The following is a 15,615-nucleotide window of genomic DNA, read 5'->3' as shown; positions in this document are numbered from 1 at the left end:
CTGCTCGTTGGCCCTCGCTGCAGTCCGTGGCGGCCTGGGCCGCGCCGCACCTCCGTTGAGAGATCTTCTGCGAGGTCGGTGTTCCCCGAGGACGCAGCGTCCTGCGGGCCGCACGGCACGAATCGAGAGGTACTGAGCTCAATGGCTTTGGATCCCGCCGTCAAGCAGGCGATCATCAAGGAATATGCCACCAAGGAAGGCGACACCGGGTCTCCGGAGGTCCAGATCGCCGTTCTGACGAAGCGCATCAAGGACTTGACTGAGCACATGAAGCAGCACAAGCACGACTTCCACACGCAGCGCGGCCTTCTCGCGCTCGTCGGTCGTCGCAAGCGCATGCTCGCCTACCTGCACGACACCGACATCGAGCGCTACCGTTCGCTCATCGAGCGTCTCGGCCTGCGCCGGTAGTCTCTGAAGCGGCCCGCCTCTTCTCGAGGGAAGGAATCTTCTCGAGTGAAGCGGCGGGCCGCATCAGCATGACGTAAGCGTTTACATACCGACTACCAGAATCCACCGGAGACGAAGGCAGCCTGCGGTCCTCGGTAGTGGCTCTTGCGGACGTCTCCGAGACGTGCCAAGGGCCTCGATCGAAGACCGGGTTCCTCGCCTCCACACAAGAGGAAACGGAGGTGGCTCTCCATGGAGGGTCCCGAGATCCAGTTCTCAGAGGCCGTGATTGACAACGGCCGCTTCGGCCAGCGCGTGGTGCGCTTCGAGACCGGCCGCCTTGCCAAGCAGGCCGCCGGCGCGGCGATGGCCTACATCGACGACGAAACCGCCCTGCTCTCCGCCACGACGGCGGGCAAGGCCCCCCGCGAGGGCTTCGACTTCTTCCCGCTGACGGTCGACGTCGAAGAGCGCATGTACGCCGCGGGCCGCATCCCGGGCTCGTTCTTCCGCCGCGAAGGGCGCCCGTCCACCGAGGCGATCCTCGCCTGCCGCCTCATGGACCGCCCGCTGCGCCCGGCGTTCGTCAAGGGTCTCCGCAACGAGGTCCAGGTGGTCGTGACCGTACTCGCGATCCACCCCGACGAGCTCTACGACGTCGTCGCGATCAACGCAGCCTCGATGTCCACCCAGCTTGCCGGCCTCCCGTTCTCGGGCCCGATCGGCGGCGTGCGCGTCGCGCTCGTGCACGACGCCCAGGGCCCGCAGTGGGTTGCCTTCCCGAAGCACTCTCAGCTCGAGAACGCGACCTTCGACATGGTCGTCGCCGGGCGGATCGCTGGCGACGACGTCGCGATCATGATGGTCGAGGCTGAGGCCACGGACCGCTCCTGGAACCTCATCAAAGAGGAGGGCGCCACCGCGCCGACCGAGGAAGTCGTGGCCGAGGGCCTCGAGGCTGCGAAGCCGTTCATCCGGGCGCTCTGCGAGGCGCAGCAGGACCTCGCGACCCGGGCGGCGAAGCCGACAACCGAGTTCCCGATCTTCCTCGACTACGAGCAGGACGTCTACGAGGCCGTCGAGTCCGCCGCTGCGGAGCGCCTCGCCCAGGTGTTCAGCATTGCCGACAAGCAGGAGCGCGAAGCCGCTTCGGATGCGCTCAAGGATGAGGTCCTGGGCCAGCTCGCCGGCCAGTTCGAGGGCCGCGAGAAGGAGCTCTCCGCCGCGTTCCGCTCGGTCACCAAGAAGGTGGTGCGCCAGCGCATCCTCCGTGACCAGGTCCGCATCGACGGCCGCGGCCTGACGGACATCCGCCAGCTCACGGCTGAGGTTGAGGTCCTCCCGCGCGTGCACGGTTCCGCGATCTTCGAGCGCGGCGAGACGCAGATCCTCGGCGTCACCACGCTCAACATGCTCAAGATGGAGCAGCAGATCGACTCGCTGTCGCCTGAGACGCACAAGCGGTACATGCACAACTACAACTTCCCGCCGTACTCGACCGGTGAGACGGGCCGGGTCGGCTCGCCGAAGCGTCGCGAGATCGGCCACGGCGCCCTCGCCGAGCGCGCCCTCGTGCCGGTGCTCCCGTCCCGCGAGGAGTTCCCGTACGCGATCCGTCAGGTCTCTGAGGCCCTCGGCTCGAACGGTTCGACGTCCATGGGCTCGGTGTGCGCCTCCACGCTGTCGCTGCTCAACGCCGGCGTGCCGCTCAAGGCTCCGGTTGCCGGCATCGCGATGGGCCTCGTGTCCGACGAGGTCGACGGCCAGACCCGGTACGCGGCCCTGACCGACATCCTCGGTGCCGAAGACGCGTTCGGCGACATGGACTTCAAGGTGGCCGGAACGAGCGAGTTCGTCACCGCGATCCAGCTCGACACGAAGCTCGACGGCATCCCGGCCTCGGTCCTTGCCGCAGCCCTCAAGCAGGCCCGCGAGGCCCGCCTCCACATCCTCTCGGTGATCAATGCCGCGATCGAGGGCCCGGATGAGCTCTCGGAGTTCGCGCCGCGCATCATCGCGATCAAGATCCCCGTGGACAAGATCGGCGAGGTCATCGGTCCCAAGGGCAAGATGATCAACCAGATCCAGGAGGACACCGGCGCCGACATCTCGATCGAGGACGACGGCACGGTGCTCATCGGCGCGACGGACGGCTCGTCCGCCGAGGCTGCTCGCTCCGCGATCAACGCGATCGCGAACCCGCAGCTCCCCGAGGTTGGCGAGCGCTACCTCGGCACAGTCGTGAAGACCACGACGTTCGGTGCCTTCGTGTCGCTCACTCCGGGCAAGGACGGTCTGCTGCACATCTCGGAGCTGCGCAAGCTCGCGGGCGGCAAGCGCGTGGACAACGTCGAGGACGTCGTCTCGGTGGGCCAGAAGGTCCAGGTCGAGATCACGAAGATCGATGACCGCGGCAAGCTCTCGCTCGCACCGGTGATCGCCGAGGGCGAGGACGTTGTCGAGGAGGCGGTCACGATCCAGGCGAGCGCCGAGGCAGCCGACGCCTAGGCCATGGCCAGTATCGCCTTGCCGCTGACCAGCGGCCAGCTCGTGGACGGCGCCCCGATGTCGACCACGATCTTCGGGCAGGATGGTGGCGCCGTGGTGCGGCGCTCCATCCTGCCCGGCGGCGTGCGCGTCCTGACCGAGGCCATGCCCGGCCAGCGCTCCGCCTCGATCGGGTTCTGGATCGGTGTGGGGTCCCGGGATGAAGCAGTGGGCCAGCATGGCTCGACCCACTTCCTCGAGCACCTCCTCTTCAAGGGCACGCAACGCCGGACGGCCCTCGAGATCGCCTCCGCTTTCGATGAAGTGGGCGGCGAGTCCAACGCGGCTACCGCGAAGGAGAGCACGTGCTATTACGCGCGCGTGCTCGACACCGATCTCCCCATGGCGATCGACGTCATCGCCGACATGGTGACGTCAGCCGTCCTGGATCCCGCCGAGCTCGAGCAGGAGCGCGACGTGATCCTCGAGGAGATCGCGATGGACGGCGACGATCCCACGGACGTCGCCCACGAGCATTTCGTTGCCGCGGTGCTCGGCGAGCACCCCCTCGGCCGTCCCATTGGCGGCACGCCCGATGCCATCCGGGCGGTTGCCCGCGACTCGGTGTGGGAGCACTACCGGCGGTATTACCGCCCCTCCGAACTCGTGGTCACCGCTGCCGGTGGGTTGAATCACGACGTCGTCTGCCGCCTCGTGCTCGAGGCGCTGCGGAACGCGGGATGGCAGCTTGAAGACGGTGCTGCGCCCGTTGAGCGCCGTTCCACCGTGGCCGCCGAGATCTTCGGCCGCCCTGGCCTGACGGTCGTGAAGCGGCAGGTCGAGCAGGCCAACGTGATTGTGGGATGCCCCTCGATCACCGCCACCGACGATCGCCGGTACGTGATGAGCGTGCTCAACGCGATCCTCGGCGGGGGGATGTCCTCGCGCCTGTTCCAGGAGATCCGCGAGAAGCGGGGCCTCGTCTACTCGACGTATTCGTTCGCCTCCGCCTACGCGGACGCCGGCTACTTCGGCATGTACGGAGGGTGCTCACCAGCGAAGGTGCCGCAAGTGCTGGCTCTCATGGATGCCGAGCTCTCCAAGCTCGCCACGCACGGCGTGACGGAGGACGAGCTGCGCAAGGCCGTCGGCCAACTTTCGGGTGGCATCGTGCTCGCGCTCGAGGACACTGGGTCGCGCATGTCGCGCCTCGGCAGGGCGGAGCTCGTCTCGGGCGAGTTCCAGGACGTGGACGAGACGCTGTCGCAGATCCGCGGCGTCACCGCAGAGCAGGTTCGCGGCCTCGCGGCCCAGCTTGCCGCCGCGCCGCGCTCGGTCACCGTCGTGGGCCCGTTCGAGGAGACGGAGACGTTCGGCCTGAACGGGTAGGACAGCCTGAACAGCTAGGACAGGATGTCCTTCGTCGTGAAGCGGCCGTAGGCGAGAGCGCCGAAGAGCGCGAGATAGCCCAGCTGCAGCAGCGCGTTCTCGCCGAACGACGTCCATGAGATGGGCTCGCGCAGCAGGTCGGCGAGCCCCAGCCAATGGTCGCTGAAAAGCCACGGATGCAGCCAGTCGAGCTGGTCGAGGGCGTCGAGGACTTGCGACACGACTGCCAGGACTACCGTGGCTGCCATGGCGCCTACTGGCACACTCGTCATCGTCGAGGCGAAGAGGCCGATGGCGGACAGGCCGAGCAGCGACACCGCGACGTACAAGGACATCAGCAGGAGGCGTCCGAACGCCTCACCGGGCCCAATCGTGTCGCCGGACAGGAGCGTCGCCTGCCCGAGCGGGAACAGGGCGGCACCGGCGACGGTGCCGCCGACGACCACCGCCAATGCTGCCGCGAGGCAGAAAACGACGGCGGCGAGGTACTTCACCACGAGCAGCCGCACCCGTCCGGCCGGTGCAACGAGCAGATAGCGGAGCGTCCCCAGATTCGCCTCACCCGCGATCGTGTCGCCGGAGACGACTCCGACGGTCAGCGGCAGGAACAGGGGAGTGCTGACCACCAGGCCCACGACTCCAGCGAAGAAGCCGTTGTGCGTGATCTGGTCGAGAAAGGCCGGGCCACGGCCACTGGGGGGCCGGTTCGGCGAAAAGCGGACGGCGAGGGCGATGAGGACGGGAACAGCAGCGAGGGCCACAAGCATGGCCCACGTCCGCCAGCGCCGGAACAGGACCGAGAGTTCGGACAGGAAGAGCCTGCTGCTTGCCAAGCCGCTAATCGGCGACATCGAACCCCTCTCCCGTGAGTTCCACGAACCGTTCCTCGAGGCTGGCGGCATCAGCCGCAAATCCCCGCACCCGGACTCCCGCAGAGACGAGCGCGGCGACGATGTCCTCGGCAGGAGGTGCACCGTTGGCCTCCGCCACGAGCATCCCAGACTTGGAGGATTCTGCCTGCAGACCGAGCTGACGCAGCACCTCCATGGCCCGCTCCGAGTCAGGCGTCCGCAGCTCGATCCGGTGCCGCGCCGAACCGCGCAGCTCTTCCAGGGTTCCCTGAGCCACGAGCCGGCCGGCCCGGAGCACCGCAGCGTGCGTGCAGATCTGCTCGACCTCGGCGAGCAGATGGCTTGAGACGAACACGGTTGTTCCGTCCCTCGCGAGGTCTCGGATGAGCCCGCGGACTTCGCGGGTTCCCTGCGGATCGAGGCCGTTGGTCGGCTCATCGAGCACCAAGAGCTCCCGCGGGGCGAGCAGGGCGGCTGCGAGGCCGAGCCGTTGCTTCATGCCGAGCGAGTAGGCGTGGACCTTCTTGTGGGCGGCGTGCGAGAGTCCCACACGGTCCAATGCGGCGGCGACCCGTTGATGCCGCGTGCTGCGGGGCGCCCGGAGGTCCGCCGTGTCGAGTCGGAGGAGATTCGCCTCGCCTGTCAGGAAGGGATAGAACGCGGGTCCCTCGACCAGTGCCCCTACTCGCGGCAGCACGGACGCAATGTGCTCGGGCATCTCCTCGCCGAACACTTCGGCGTGGCCCTCACTGGGCGAGACGAGCCCGAGGAGCATGCGGATCGTCGTCGTCTTTCCCGAGCCATTCGGTCCGAGGAAGCCGAAGACCGCGCCCCGCGGCACCACGAGGTCGAGGCTGTCCACCGCCGCGTGCCGCCCGAAGCGCTTTGTGAGCCCGCTAGTGCGGACCGCCGTCTGAAGGTCGCCGTCAGTGGCGGAACTCACTTGGCGGCTGCCTCGAGGGCGGACAGCGGCACGGCGCCTGCGAGGATGCGCCCATCGTTGGTGACGAGCACGTTCACCAGCGAGGAAGAGAGGGCCCTGCCGCCCGCTACCGGCGTTGCGAGCTGCTTCAGGAGCGGCGAGTCGAGGAGGCCTGCGGGCACTGAGCCTGCGGGCACGGTGACGATGGCGTCCCATCCCTTTCCGCCGAGCGGCTGCTTGGCCGGGGCGGCCGGGCGAGAGGCCTTCTGGTTGGGCGCCTGCTCTTGCTTCACGGTTGCCCCGGGAGGCGGCGTGAAGGCGAAGACCGAGGCAGCGGGTGCGGCGAGGTCGAGCTGGGTGAACGCTGAGTGGAAGGCCGGGCTGGTCTGGTCCTTGGCGTAGACATCGACGCCGAGCGGGAATCCGGTCTTCGCCTCGACGAAGATCTGCACGGAGGCCACGAGAGTTCCGGCGCTCTTCGGTGTCAGCACGAGCGTGTAGGCACTCTTCCCCGCGACCGAGGCCGAGGGTCCGAGCGCGACGGAGGTTGTCGAGTCAGCGGCGGCGAGGAATCGCTGGGCCAGCTGGTCGGGAGTGATCGGAGGCGCGCTCGGTGTGGCGTTCCCAGGCGGTGCGGTGGCCGGGAGCGTTGCATGGGTCACGGCGTGCGCCTTGGAATCGAACGTCCACACGTCGTTTCCATTGCGGATCGCGTCGCGTTCGGCGAGCTCGTCCATGATCTGAACCCGGAGCTTCGTGGGCCCGTCGGCATAGACGCGGGCGGTGTGCGGTGTGGTCAGGAGCTCGAGGATCGATGCCTCAGAACCGAGGCTCGCGCTGCTCGTCGCGGGAGCAAGTGCCTGCGACGGGATTGAGGGCAGTCCGAGGTCTGCATTCTCCTTGACCACGCCCGAGAATTGCCGAGCCGTGTGCCCGGCAGCGAGCGCGAGAACCTGCTGCGGGGTGGCCGGGGGTGGAGGCGTCTCCGCGACAGCACCTCCCGCGAGCACCGCGACGGCTACCGCGGCTGGCACCGCAGCCGCGGGGAGCCAGCGGGTCCAGATGCGCTTCATGGCCGACCTCCGGAAGACTTTGTCTCCACGCTACGCCGAAATCAGCCGCCAGCGAAGGGCGGGAGGACGTCCACGAGGTCGCCGTCGGCGAGAGGCCGGTCGCGATCCTTTGCCGCAATCTCATTGACCAGGAAGGAGCATCGGCGGAGGACGTCAGCGAGAGGCGGGGAACCCGCCTCGGCCTGCCTTTCGCCGTCCTTCAGCAGCTCCAGAACGGATGAGAGGGTTGCGCCTTCGGGCACATCGAGCTTCTCTGTTTCGACGCCCGCAGCGGCGCAGGCGGCAGCGTAATAGCGCACGGTGATCACCATCGAGTGCGTCAGCCCCCGATCGCGCTCATGGAGCGGTCGGGCTGGACGAAGTCGGCGGCCCCGAGGCCCACGTGCCCCATGCCGTGGGCACGCGGCTTCAGCCACATGGCGTCCTGCCAGCGGGCCGCGATGTCGTCGTCGTCCGCCCCGCCGCGCATCAGGTCGCGCAGATCGGTCTCCTCATGTGAGAACAGGCAGCTCATGACCTTGCCCTCGGCCGTGATCCGAGTGCGCTTGCAGTCGGCGCAGAACGGCTCGGTCACAGAGGCGATGATGCCGACGATGCCCAGCACCTCGTCACACCCGGGAAGGCGGACCTCGAAGCGCTCAGCTGGGGCTCCGTCCCGGGCACGGGGGTCTGGCGAGAGGCGAAATCTCTCCGAGAGCCGTTCACGCATCTCGGCGGCCGTGACCGTGCCCTCGCGCGTCCAGCCGTGGTCGGCGTCGAGGGGCATCTGTTCGATGAAGCGGAGCTCGTAGCCGCGCTCGAGGCACCAGGCCAGCAGGTCGGCGCCGTCGCCGTCATTGATGCCGCGCATGAGCACAGAGTTGATCTTGATCGGCCCCAGTCCCGCAGCATCGGCGGCCTCGATGCCCGCGAGGACGCGGTCGAAGAACGGGCGTCGGGTGAGCTGAGCAAATGTCTCGGGGTGGAGTGTGTCGAGGGAGATGTTGACCCGACTGAGTCCAGCCGCCTTGAGCGGGGCCGCCTTGACGTCGAGGCCGACGGCGTTGGTCGTCAGAGCGATGGGCAGCTCGGGATGCGCCCGGCGTAGGGCCGCCACGATCTCGACGACGTCGGCCCGGACGAGCGGCTCGCCGCCGGTCAGCCGGAGTTCCCGGACACCGAGCCTGTCCACCCCGATCCGCACGAGCCGGAGGATCTCGTCGGCCGTGAGCACTGCCTGCTTGGCCAGCCAGGGGAGACCGTCCGCGGGCATGCAGTACGAGCAGCGAAGATTGCACTTGTCGGTGAGGGACAGGCGCAGGTCGGTCGCGACGCGCCCGTAGCGGTCGCGGAGACCTTCGAAGGCAGGACGGTCCACCGTGGCTGCGCGCGCGCTCGAGGGCAGCAGCGGCATTCCGAGCTGGACGGTCATAGGTCTACGTTACGCCACGCTCCCTTCTATTCTGGAGGTATGTCGGGTCACCTCCGCTGGTGGGCGGCGTCTGCCGGTGCGCTCTCAGCCATCGCCGGCGTGCTCGCCGGCGAATTGCTCGCGGGACTCGCGAGCCCATCCCTGAGTCCCGTGTCGGCGGTGGGAGGCGCCGTCGTCGACCTCGCTCCGCCGCCGGCCAAGGAATGGGCCATCCAGACGTTCGGCACGAACGACAAGACCTTCCTCATCGTCGTCATCTCGATCGTCCTCCTCGGGCTCGGCGCCGTGGCCGGGCTCCTCGAGCTGCGGCGCGCGGGTGCGGGTGCAGCCGTGGCGGTTCTCATCGGCGTCGTCGGCATCGCGGCCATCGCCACCCGCTCGCTCTCGAATACGCTTGCGATTGTCTGCGCTGTCATTGCGGCGGCTGTGTCGGTCGCGCTGATCCGCTGGCTCGTGCGGCTGATCCGCGACGAAGAGCGTCCGGATGAGCGGGCGATGTCCCGCCGGCGCTTCCTCCGCGCGATGGCGGGCAGCGCCGCCGTCGTGGCCCTCGGGGCCGCCGTTACCGCAGTGGTCCGCGGCACGAGTCTCGCCGTGAGTGCCGCGCGGGAGGCACTCCGGCTTCCGGCGCCGTCGTCGGCCGCGACGCCGATCCCGGCGAGTGCCACACTGAACACGCCCGGGGTCACCTCGCTCATCACCCCGAACACCGACTTCTACCGCATCGATACGGCCCTCGTCGTCCCGTCGGTAGATCCCACGAGCTGGAAGCTCGAGGTCACCGGCATGGTCGAGCAGCCCGTGACCCTCACCTGGCAAGAGCTCCTCGCGAAGCCGCTCATCGAGCGGTACGTGACCATCGCCTGCGTCTCGAACCAGGTGGGCGGGAACCTCATCGGCAACGCCCGCTGGCTCGGATGGCCCCTCCGCGAACTCATAGAGCAAGCGAAGCCGAAGGCGGGGGCGGACATGGTCCTCTCGCGCAGCGTGGACGGCTTCACGGCCAGCACGCCCCTCGAGGTCCTCAGCGATCCGGGCACGGACGCGATCCTGGCCATCGGCATGAACGGCGAGCCGCTCCCACCCGAACACGGGTTCCCGGTCCGCATGATCGTCCCCGGTCTCTACGGCTTCGTATCGGCGACCAAATGGGTGACCGAACTCAAGGTGACAACGTTCGCCGCCGACTCCGCCTACTGGAGCACGCGCGGGTGGTCCCAGCGCGGTCCGATCAAGACCGCCTCACGAATCGACGCACCACGCGACGGCGCAAAGGTCGCCGCCGGCGACGTCATGGTGGGAGGGGTAGCGTGGGCGCAGCACCGTGGGGTTTCCCGCGTCGAGGTCATGGTGGACAACGGCTCATGGCTGCCGGCCACGTTGGGAACAGGGATTTCCCGCGACACGTGGTACCAATGGTCCGCGAAAGTCCAGCTCGCTCCGGGGCATCACCAGATCTCGGTTCGGGCCACGGACGGCACCGGGGCCGTGCAGACTTCCGAAGTTGCGCCCCCGGCGCCCGACGGCGCCACCGGCTACCACAGCATCAGAGTGGACGCAGCGTGAGACCCAGCAGAAGAGGAGCCTGACCGCATGGGAACGAGCGTGGAGGCACACCGCACGGCCATCAGGAGTCTCCTTGCGCCCCTCGCCGAGCGGCCCCCACAGGCCCGCAGCCTCTCAGAGTCGCTGGGGCTCGCCCTCGCCAACGATCTCGTGGCCCCGGCGAGCCTTCCACCCTTCGACAACTCCCAGATGGACGGTTTCGCCGTCCGCTCCCAGGAATCGGGGCGGGAGCTCGCCGTCGCGGCTTCCATTCCCGCCGGAGCCGTTCCCGCTCCTCTCGCGTCAGGCCACGCCGCCCCGATCATGACGGGAGCCATGCTCCCGGCGGGCGCTGACGCCGTCGTCCCCATCGAGCGCGCAGATCCCCCCTCGTTCCCGGACACCGTCGACCACGCCCGCGTCGCCCTCCCCGCCGTCGAGCCGGGGACATTCGTGAGGCGGGCCGGCAGCGATGTCCGGGCGGGCGCCGTCGTCCTCCGCGCCGGTACGCGTCTCGGAGCCGCCCAGCTCGGGCTGGCGGCGGGGCTGGGAATCGCCCAGCTGCCCGTCCGAGCACCGCTGCGCGTCGCGGTAGTCAGCACGGGAGCCGAGCTGGCGCCTCTCGGCGAGCCGCTGCGCCCAGGGCAGATCCATGACGCGAACGGGACGCTGCTGACCGCAGCGCTGCGGGAGGCTGGCCTTGAGGCGCAGGCGACGGCGGTGCGCAGCGACGAGCCCGGGGACCTGCTCGCCGCGCTTGCGGATGCGGCGGGGGCCCACCTCATCATCACGACGGGCGGTGTGTCTAAAGGTGCGTTCGAGGCGACCAAGCTTGCGCTCGCAGAGCACGACGTCGACTTTGTGCACCTTGCGATGCAGCCGGGCGGTCCGCAGGGAATAGGCAGCATCGACGGCGTCCCGTTCCTTGGATTCCCGGGCAACCCGGTGAGCTCATGGGTGTCGTGGGAGGTCCTTCTGCGTCCCGTACTCAGCGAGCTGCTCGGTGCCCCCGCCCCGCGGCCGCGGCTCAACCTTCCGCTCGCCGAACCGCTCGACTCGCCGGAGGGCAAGCTCCAGGTGCGGCGCGCTCGGCTGCGCCCCGACGGTTCGGCCGAGCTGGTCGGCGGGCCGGGTTCCCACCTGCTCGGCGCGCTCGCCGAGTCGAACGCGCTCGTCCTGGTGCCGGAGCACGTCACCAGGCTCTCCGCGGGCGACGACGTGGAAGTATGGCTGCTGTGAACAGCACCGAATCCGGCCAGGGGCTCACGCACGTCCGAGCCGACGGCTCGGCCCACATGGTTGACGTCAGCGCCAAGCCCGAGACCACGCGCGAGGCCACCGCACAGGCCGTCGTGCGAACGACCACCGAGGTCATCGCGCTCCTCTCCGAGGGCGGCCTTCCCAAGGGGGACGCGCTCGCCGTGGCCCGCGTCGCGGGCATCATGGCCGCGAAGAAGACGCCCGACCTCATCCCGCTCTGCCATCCGCTGCCCATCTCGAAGGTGACCGTCGACTTCGAAATGGCCGAGAGTTCGCTGCGCATCGTCGCCACGGTGAAGACCCGAGGCGTGACCGGAGTGGAGATGGAGGCCCTCACGGCGGCCTCGGTCGCGGCACTGGGCGTGTACGACATGATCAAGGCCGTCGACAAGCACGCAGTCATCTCAGAGCTCAAGGTGCTCGCGAAGAGCGGTGGGAAGAGCGGCGACTGGGTGCTGCAGGACGCTGGCTCGGGGGAGGGGCAGTGACCCGGCGCGCAGGGATCGTGATCGCGTCAACCCGCGCCGCCACGGGCGTCTATCAGGATCGCTCCGCACCCGTCATCGAGGACTGGCTCGTAGAGCATGGCTTTGAGGTCATCCCTGCCGCCGTCGTGCCGGACGGCAGGCCTGTGGGCGCCGCCCTCCGCGCTCTGCTCGCGCTCTCGCCCGCGGTCGTCGTCACGAGCGGCGGAACGGGTCTCAGCCCGGATGACGCGACGCCGGAGGAGACGCTTCCACTCCTGGATCGCGAGATCCCGGGGGTCATGGAGGCCATCCGCCGCGCTGGGGCGCACAAGACTCCTCTCGCTGCGTTGAGCCGCGGCCATGCGGGAGTCTCGGGGACAACATTCGTGGTGAATCTGCCGGGCTCGCCGTCCGGTGTTATGGACGGCCTCGCCGTCCTCGACCCGCTCATCGGGCACCTGTGCGACCAGCTGGAGGGCGTTCATGGCCACTGAACAGAGTTCTCAGGTTGAGATTGTTCATGCAGTCATCAGCACAGAGGCACTCGACGAGCTCGCCGCCCGCCACGCGGTCGACGCGCCGGACGCGGGCGCCGTCGTTGCTTTCGCCGGGGTGGTGCGCGACCACGACGAGGGCCGTGGTGTCCTCCGCCTCCACTACACCGCGCATCCGACGGCGGAACAAACCCTGCGAGGGGTGGTCGACGCCGTTGTCGCGGATCACATCGACCGCTTCGGCCCGTCCGAGCGGGCGATGCGAGTGTGGATCGCGCACCGCATCGGGGACCTCGGCGTCGGCGACGTCGCTTTCGTCTGCGCCGTGTCGTCGGCGCATCGTGGAGAGGCGTTCCGGCTCTGCTCGGATCTGGTGGACCGCGTCAAGGCGGAGGTCCCGATCTGGAAAGAGCAGTTCTTCGACGACGGCGGCAAGGAATGGGTCGCCGCGCTCGGCTGACGCGCTCCATTAGGCTTGAACCCATGGCAGAAAGACTTCCGGTGGCAGTGCTGGGCGCGAACGGGCGCATGGGTTCCGAGGCGGTGAGGGCAGTCGAGGCGGCCCCTGACATGGAGCTCGTCGCGGCACTCGGCCGGAACGATTCGCTCGAGTCACTGGTCGACGCCGGAGCCCGCTACGTCGTCGATCTCACCGTCCCCGACTCCACCGAGGAGAACGTCCGCTTCGCCGTCGAGCGCGGGCTCCACGCCGTGGTGGGGACCACGGGCTGGACCCCGGAGCGGCTCGACAAGCTGCGCGAGCTGCTGACGGGAAGCCCCGCGACAGGTGTGCTGATCGCGCCGAACTTCGCCCTTGGCTCTGTTCTCGCGAGCGCGTTCGCCGCCAAGGCCGCCCGCTACTTCGAATCGGTGGAGATCGTGGAGCTCCATCACCCGGACAAGGTGGACGCGCCGTCCGGTACAGCTGTTCGCACTGCCCAGCTCGTGGCTGCCTCCCGCGCCGAAGCAGGGGTGGGGCCGTCCCCTGATGCGACACAGAAGCAGCTCGACGGCGCGCGCGGCGCTGACGTCGACGGCGTCCGCGTGCACGCCGTGCGACTCCGCGGGCTCGTAGCGCATCAGGAGGTCCTGCTCGGCGGCCCGGGCGAGCAGCTGACTATTCGGCACGACTCCTTCGATCGGGCGTCGTTCATGCCCGGCGTTCTCCTGGGACTCCGTTCTGTCGCCGCCCACCCCGGGCTCACTGTGGGGCTTGACGGCTACCTGGACCTGGGGGTCTGACGCTGTGGAATGGCTCAAGGCCCATCGAACAAAGCTGTGGGTCGCAGGCATAGTCCTGCTCCTGGTTTTCTATCTCGTGCTCACATTCAACCGCGGGATCCTGCTGCTCGCTGATCCGCAGCCGATCGCGAAATTGATCGGCGCCGCCTACTTCGTGCTGCCCATCATCGGGGCCTGGGCTCTCGCCCGCGAGCTCCTGTTCGGCGCGGGTCTCGAGCGTCTCGGCCGCGAGCTCGACGCCGAGGGCGGCCTCCCCGAGGACAACCTCCCGCGCACCGCCGGCGGGCGGATCCTGCGGAACGCGGCAGACGCGGAATTCCCCAGGTATCAGGCCGAGACCGAGGCCGCTCCCACCGATTGGCGGGCTTGGTACCGGCTCGGCCTGGCGTACGACGTTTCCGGCGATCGGAAGCGTGCGCGGGCCGCGATGCGCCGGGCGATTGCCCTGCGCCGCAGCGGGGCCTGAGCGTCCTTTCCGATCCCTGAGGTCCGCCACGGAGATTGCCCGCGAACGCCACTGAGGTGCGGGATCAGCCACGTAGCCTGATCCCGCACCTGCCATCTGGCGGCGGCACATCAACGACCTCGGGGGAAGTCCATGTCCTTATTCCGTGTTCTCATGGCCTGTTGCCTCATCGGGTGCCTCACAGCGTGCGCAGCTCCAGCCGCGCCCCATGCAATTCCCGGCGAATCCGCTCAGCCGAGTTCCGATCCGCGTCCTACCCCAGCAAGCTCCAACGGTCCGGCTCGCAATCTGCCTCGCCCGCAGCTGCCTGAGACCGCGAAGCAGAATACGGAGCAGGGGTTCGAAGCCTTTACGCAGTTCTGGTTCGACGCAATCACGTACGTGATGGAAACCGGCGATCCTCGCCCGGTCAACGAAATTTCCTCCCCGTCTTGCAAGATGTGCCAGCGCCAGGTCGAGAAGGCAAATCGGCTCTACGAAGGTGGGGGATGGGGGATTGGGCCACAGCGGATGGTGAAGGGTTTCAAAAGCACCATGGTGGCGGGCGCGGACAAATCCGTAGCTGCTGTTTTCCTCTTCGAGGAATTGGCTTCCGTCACGTATTCCAAGGCGGGCGACGTTGGCATCCGGTACACGGGCGGAATGATCGGCGGAGTCCAAGCGATCCACGCTCGTTTCGATGAGGGCAAGTGGGTTGCGTTGGAAGTGGGCCCGGCATGAGGCGGGTGGGGCGTGTGGCCGCCGTCGTCGGGTCAATGCTGGTGCTCGTCGCCTGCGATCCAGCCGCTTCACCCGAGCCCAGCTCGTCCGCCCCTCCCACGCAGGACCTGCGTCCCACACAGGCCAGTTCGCTGGGCCCCGCGCGCAACCTGCCCAAGCCCGTGTTGCCGGAGTCGGCGAGGCAGAATACGAAAGAGGGCTTTGAGGCGTTCACGCAGTACTGGTTCGACACGATCACGTACGGCTTGGAGACAGGCGACAGCGAACCGCTCCGAGAGGTTTCACTGCCTGACTGCAAGATGTGCAACGGCTACATCGCGGATGCAGGCCAAGTAGCACGAGGTGAGAGGCGGCATGTGGGGCCGCGTTGGACAGTTTCATCATTCGAGCCCAACATGATCTTGGACCCGAACAGGAACGCGATCGCATACTTCTTTCTTCACGAGTCTCCCTCTCAAGTTTTCGATTCTACAGGTGAATTAGTAGACGAATACAGCCCAGGCGTTGATGAAAGTCCGAAAGTCATACACGCCACCTACAAAGAGGGCCGTTGGCTCGCATCTCAGGCTGGTCAGGCTTGAGATGCTTCAAATAATCGCAGTGACCACTGGCATGTCGCTTCTCCTCAGCCTTTTCGGTCCATCGATGGAATCGAGTTCGGACCCCAAGGTGAGGTCCAGTTTCAATCGATCAAGTGTGCGCCTCAACGGAAATGATGGAGGTCTCATAAGCGTGGAGTTCCCGCCTTTGCCGGCTGGTGTGGTTGATCCGTATTCGTATTCGTATGGGCATGCGTGCCTGTCGGATGCGGTGGGCTTCGGGGATTCGCAGTCGTGCGGGGCGGCGAGGGCGGCGTGCCGGGAGCGGCCCGAGGGGATGCTGGTGAACTGGTACCGGC

The 15,615-nt window shown here is 68.0% G+C and carries 17 protein-coding genes; 12 read left to right on the top strand and 5 right to left on the bottom strand.

Annotation, left to right across the window (positions count from 1 at the left end; all coding sequences use genetic code 11):
- Window positions 1-141: 141 nt before the first annotated feature.
- The 3 genes from rpsO (at window position 142) to E5679_RS19355 (ending at window position 4,266) form a co-directional block, all read left to right on the top strand.
- On the top strand, window positions 142-411 hold the full coding sequence (gene rpsO, locus E5679_RS19365) for a 30S ribosomal protein S15 (RefSeq protein WP_138418962.1): 270 nt from the start codon (window positions 142-144) through the stop codon (window positions 409-411).
- 231 nt (window positions 412-642) lie between these two features.
- Window positions 643-2,898 (top strand): polyribonucleotide nucleotidyltransferase, encoded by a 2,256-nt coding sequence (locus E5679_RS19360; protein ID WP_138418960.1) that lies wholly within the window; start codon window positions 643-645, stop codon window positions 2,896-2,898.
- Between the two features lie 3 nt (window positions 2,899-2,901).
- On the top strand, window positions 2,902-4,266 hold the full coding sequence (locus E5679_RS19355; protein WP_171042476.1) for a M16 family metallopeptidase: 1,365 nt from the start codon (window positions 2,902-2,904) through the stop codon (window positions 4,264-4,266).
- A 14-nt stretch (window positions 4,267-4,280) separates the two neighbouring features.
- Here E5679_RS19355 and E5679_RS19350 read toward each other — a convergent pair whose 3' ends face one another.
- Genes E5679_RS19350 through moaA form a run of 5 tightly spaced genes read right to left on the bottom strand, consistent with a single transcriptional unit; the run spans window position 4,281 to window position 8,523 of the window.
- The gene (locus E5679_RS19350) at window positions 4,281-5,117 is read right to left on the bottom strand and encodes an ABC transporter permease (RefSeq protein WP_249336244.1); all 837 of its coding nucleotides are present in this window, start codon (window positions 5,115-5,117) and stop codon (window positions 4,281-4,283) included.
- A complete protein-coding gene (locus tag E5679_RS19345; RefSeq protein WP_138418956.1) occupies window positions 5,104-6,060 on the bottom strand; it encodes an ABC transporter ATP-binding protein in 957 nt (318 codons plus the stop codon). The genes E5679_RS19350 and E5679_RS19345 overlap by 14 nt, the downstream gene beginning before the upstream one ends.
- Window positions 6,057-7,112 (bottom strand): LolA family protein, encoded by a 1,056-nt coding sequence (locus E5679_RS19340; protein ID WP_138418954.1) that lies wholly within the window; start codon window positions 7,110-7,112, stop codon window positions 6,057-6,059. Before E5679_RS19340 ends, E5679_RS19345 begins: the two co-directional genes overlap by 4 nt.
- Window positions 7,113-7,153: 41 nt before the next feature.
- On the bottom strand, window positions 7,154-7,423 hold the full coding sequence (locus tag E5679_RS19335; protein ID WP_338055932.1) for a MoaD/ThiS family protein: 270 nt from the start codon (window positions 7,421-7,423) through the stop codon (window positions 7,154-7,156).
- Window positions 7,424-7,431: 8 nt separating this feature from the next.
- Window positions 7,432-8,523 carry a GTP 3',8-cyclase MoaA gene (gene moaA / locus E5679_RS19330; protein WP_138418952.1) on the bottom strand — a complete coding sequence of 364 codons (1,092 nt, stop codon included), beginning with the start codon at window positions 8,521-8,523 and terminating at the stop codon, window positions 7,432-7,434.
- Window positions 8,524-8,562: 39 nt separating this feature from the next.
- Here moaA and E5679_RS19325 point away from each other — a divergent pair, with 39 nt between their 5' ends.
- The 9 genes from E5679_RS19325 (at window position 8,563) to E5679_RS19285 (ending at window position 15,298) form a co-directional block, all read left to right on the top strand.
- Window positions 8,563-10,089, top strand: coding sequence for a molybdopterin-dependent oxidoreductase (locus E5679_RS19325; RefSeq protein WP_138418950.1), 1,527 nt, complete (start codon window positions 8,563-8,565; stop codon window positions 10,087-10,089).
- 27 nt (window positions 10,090-10,116) lie between these two features.
- Window positions 10,117-11,307 carry a molybdopterin molybdotransferase MoeA gene (locus tag E5679_RS19320; protein WP_138418948.1) on the top strand — a complete coding sequence of 397 codons (1,191 nt, stop codon included), beginning with the start codon at window positions 10,117-10,119 and terminating at the stop codon, window positions 11,305-11,307.
- On the top strand, window positions 11,295-11,816 hold the full coding sequence (gene moaC, locus E5679_RS19315) for a cyclic pyranopterin monophosphate synthase MoaC (protein WP_138418946.1): 522 nt from the start codon (window positions 11,295-11,297) through the stop codon (window positions 11,814-11,816). Before E5679_RS19320 ends, moaC begins: the two co-directional genes overlap by 13 nt.
- Window positions 11,813-12,289, top strand: a complete 477-nt coding sequence (locus E5679_RS19310; RefSeq protein ID WP_171042475.1) for a MogA/MoaB family molybdenum cofactor biosynthesis protein — start codon at window positions 11,813-11,815, stop codon at window positions 12,287-12,289. The genes moaC and E5679_RS19310 overlap by 4 nt, the downstream gene beginning before the upstream one ends.
- Window positions 12,279-12,749, top strand: coding sequence for a molybdenum cofactor biosynthesis protein MoaE (locus tag E5679_RS19305; RefSeq protein WP_138418942.1), 471 nt, complete (start codon window positions 12,279-12,281; stop codon window positions 12,747-12,749). The genes E5679_RS19310 and E5679_RS19305 overlap by 11 nt, the downstream gene beginning before the upstream one ends.
- A gap of 23 nt (window positions 12,750-12,772) precedes the next feature.
- Entirely contained in the window at window positions 12,773-13,531 is a 759-nt protein-coding gene (dapB, locus tag E5679_RS19300) for a 4-hydroxy-tetrahydrodipicolinate reductase (protein WP_138418940.1), read from the top strand.
- Between the two features lie 4 nt (window positions 13,532-13,535).
- On the top strand, window positions 13,536-13,997 hold the full coding sequence (locus E5679_RS19295; RefSeq protein WP_138418938.1) for a hypothetical protein: 462 nt from the start codon (window positions 13,536-13,538) through the stop codon (window positions 13,995-13,997).
- A 132-nt stretch (window positions 13,998-14,129) separates the two neighbouring features.
- Window positions 14,130-14,717, top strand: a complete 588-nt coding sequence (locus E5679_RS21360; RefSeq protein WP_338055931.1) for a DUF6318 family protein — start codon at window positions 14,130-14,132, stop codon at window positions 14,715-14,717.
- Between the two features lie 14 nt (window positions 14,718-14,731).
- On the top strand, window positions 14,732-15,298 hold the full coding sequence (locus E5679_RS19285; RefSeq protein ID WP_138418934.1) for a DUF6318 family protein: 567 nt from the start codon (window positions 14,732-14,734) through the stop codon (window positions 15,296-15,298).
- Window positions 15,299-15,615: the final 317 nt, after the last annotated feature.

Source organism: Sinomonas gamaensis (genome assembly GCF_005876955.1).
GTDB classification, from domain to species: Bacteria; Actinomycetota; Actinomycetes; order Actinomycetales; family Micrococcaceae; genus Sinomonas; species Sinomonas gamaensis.
Note: the sequence above shows the minus strand (reverse complement) of the source record. Positions and strands in the feature narration are given on the sequence as shown.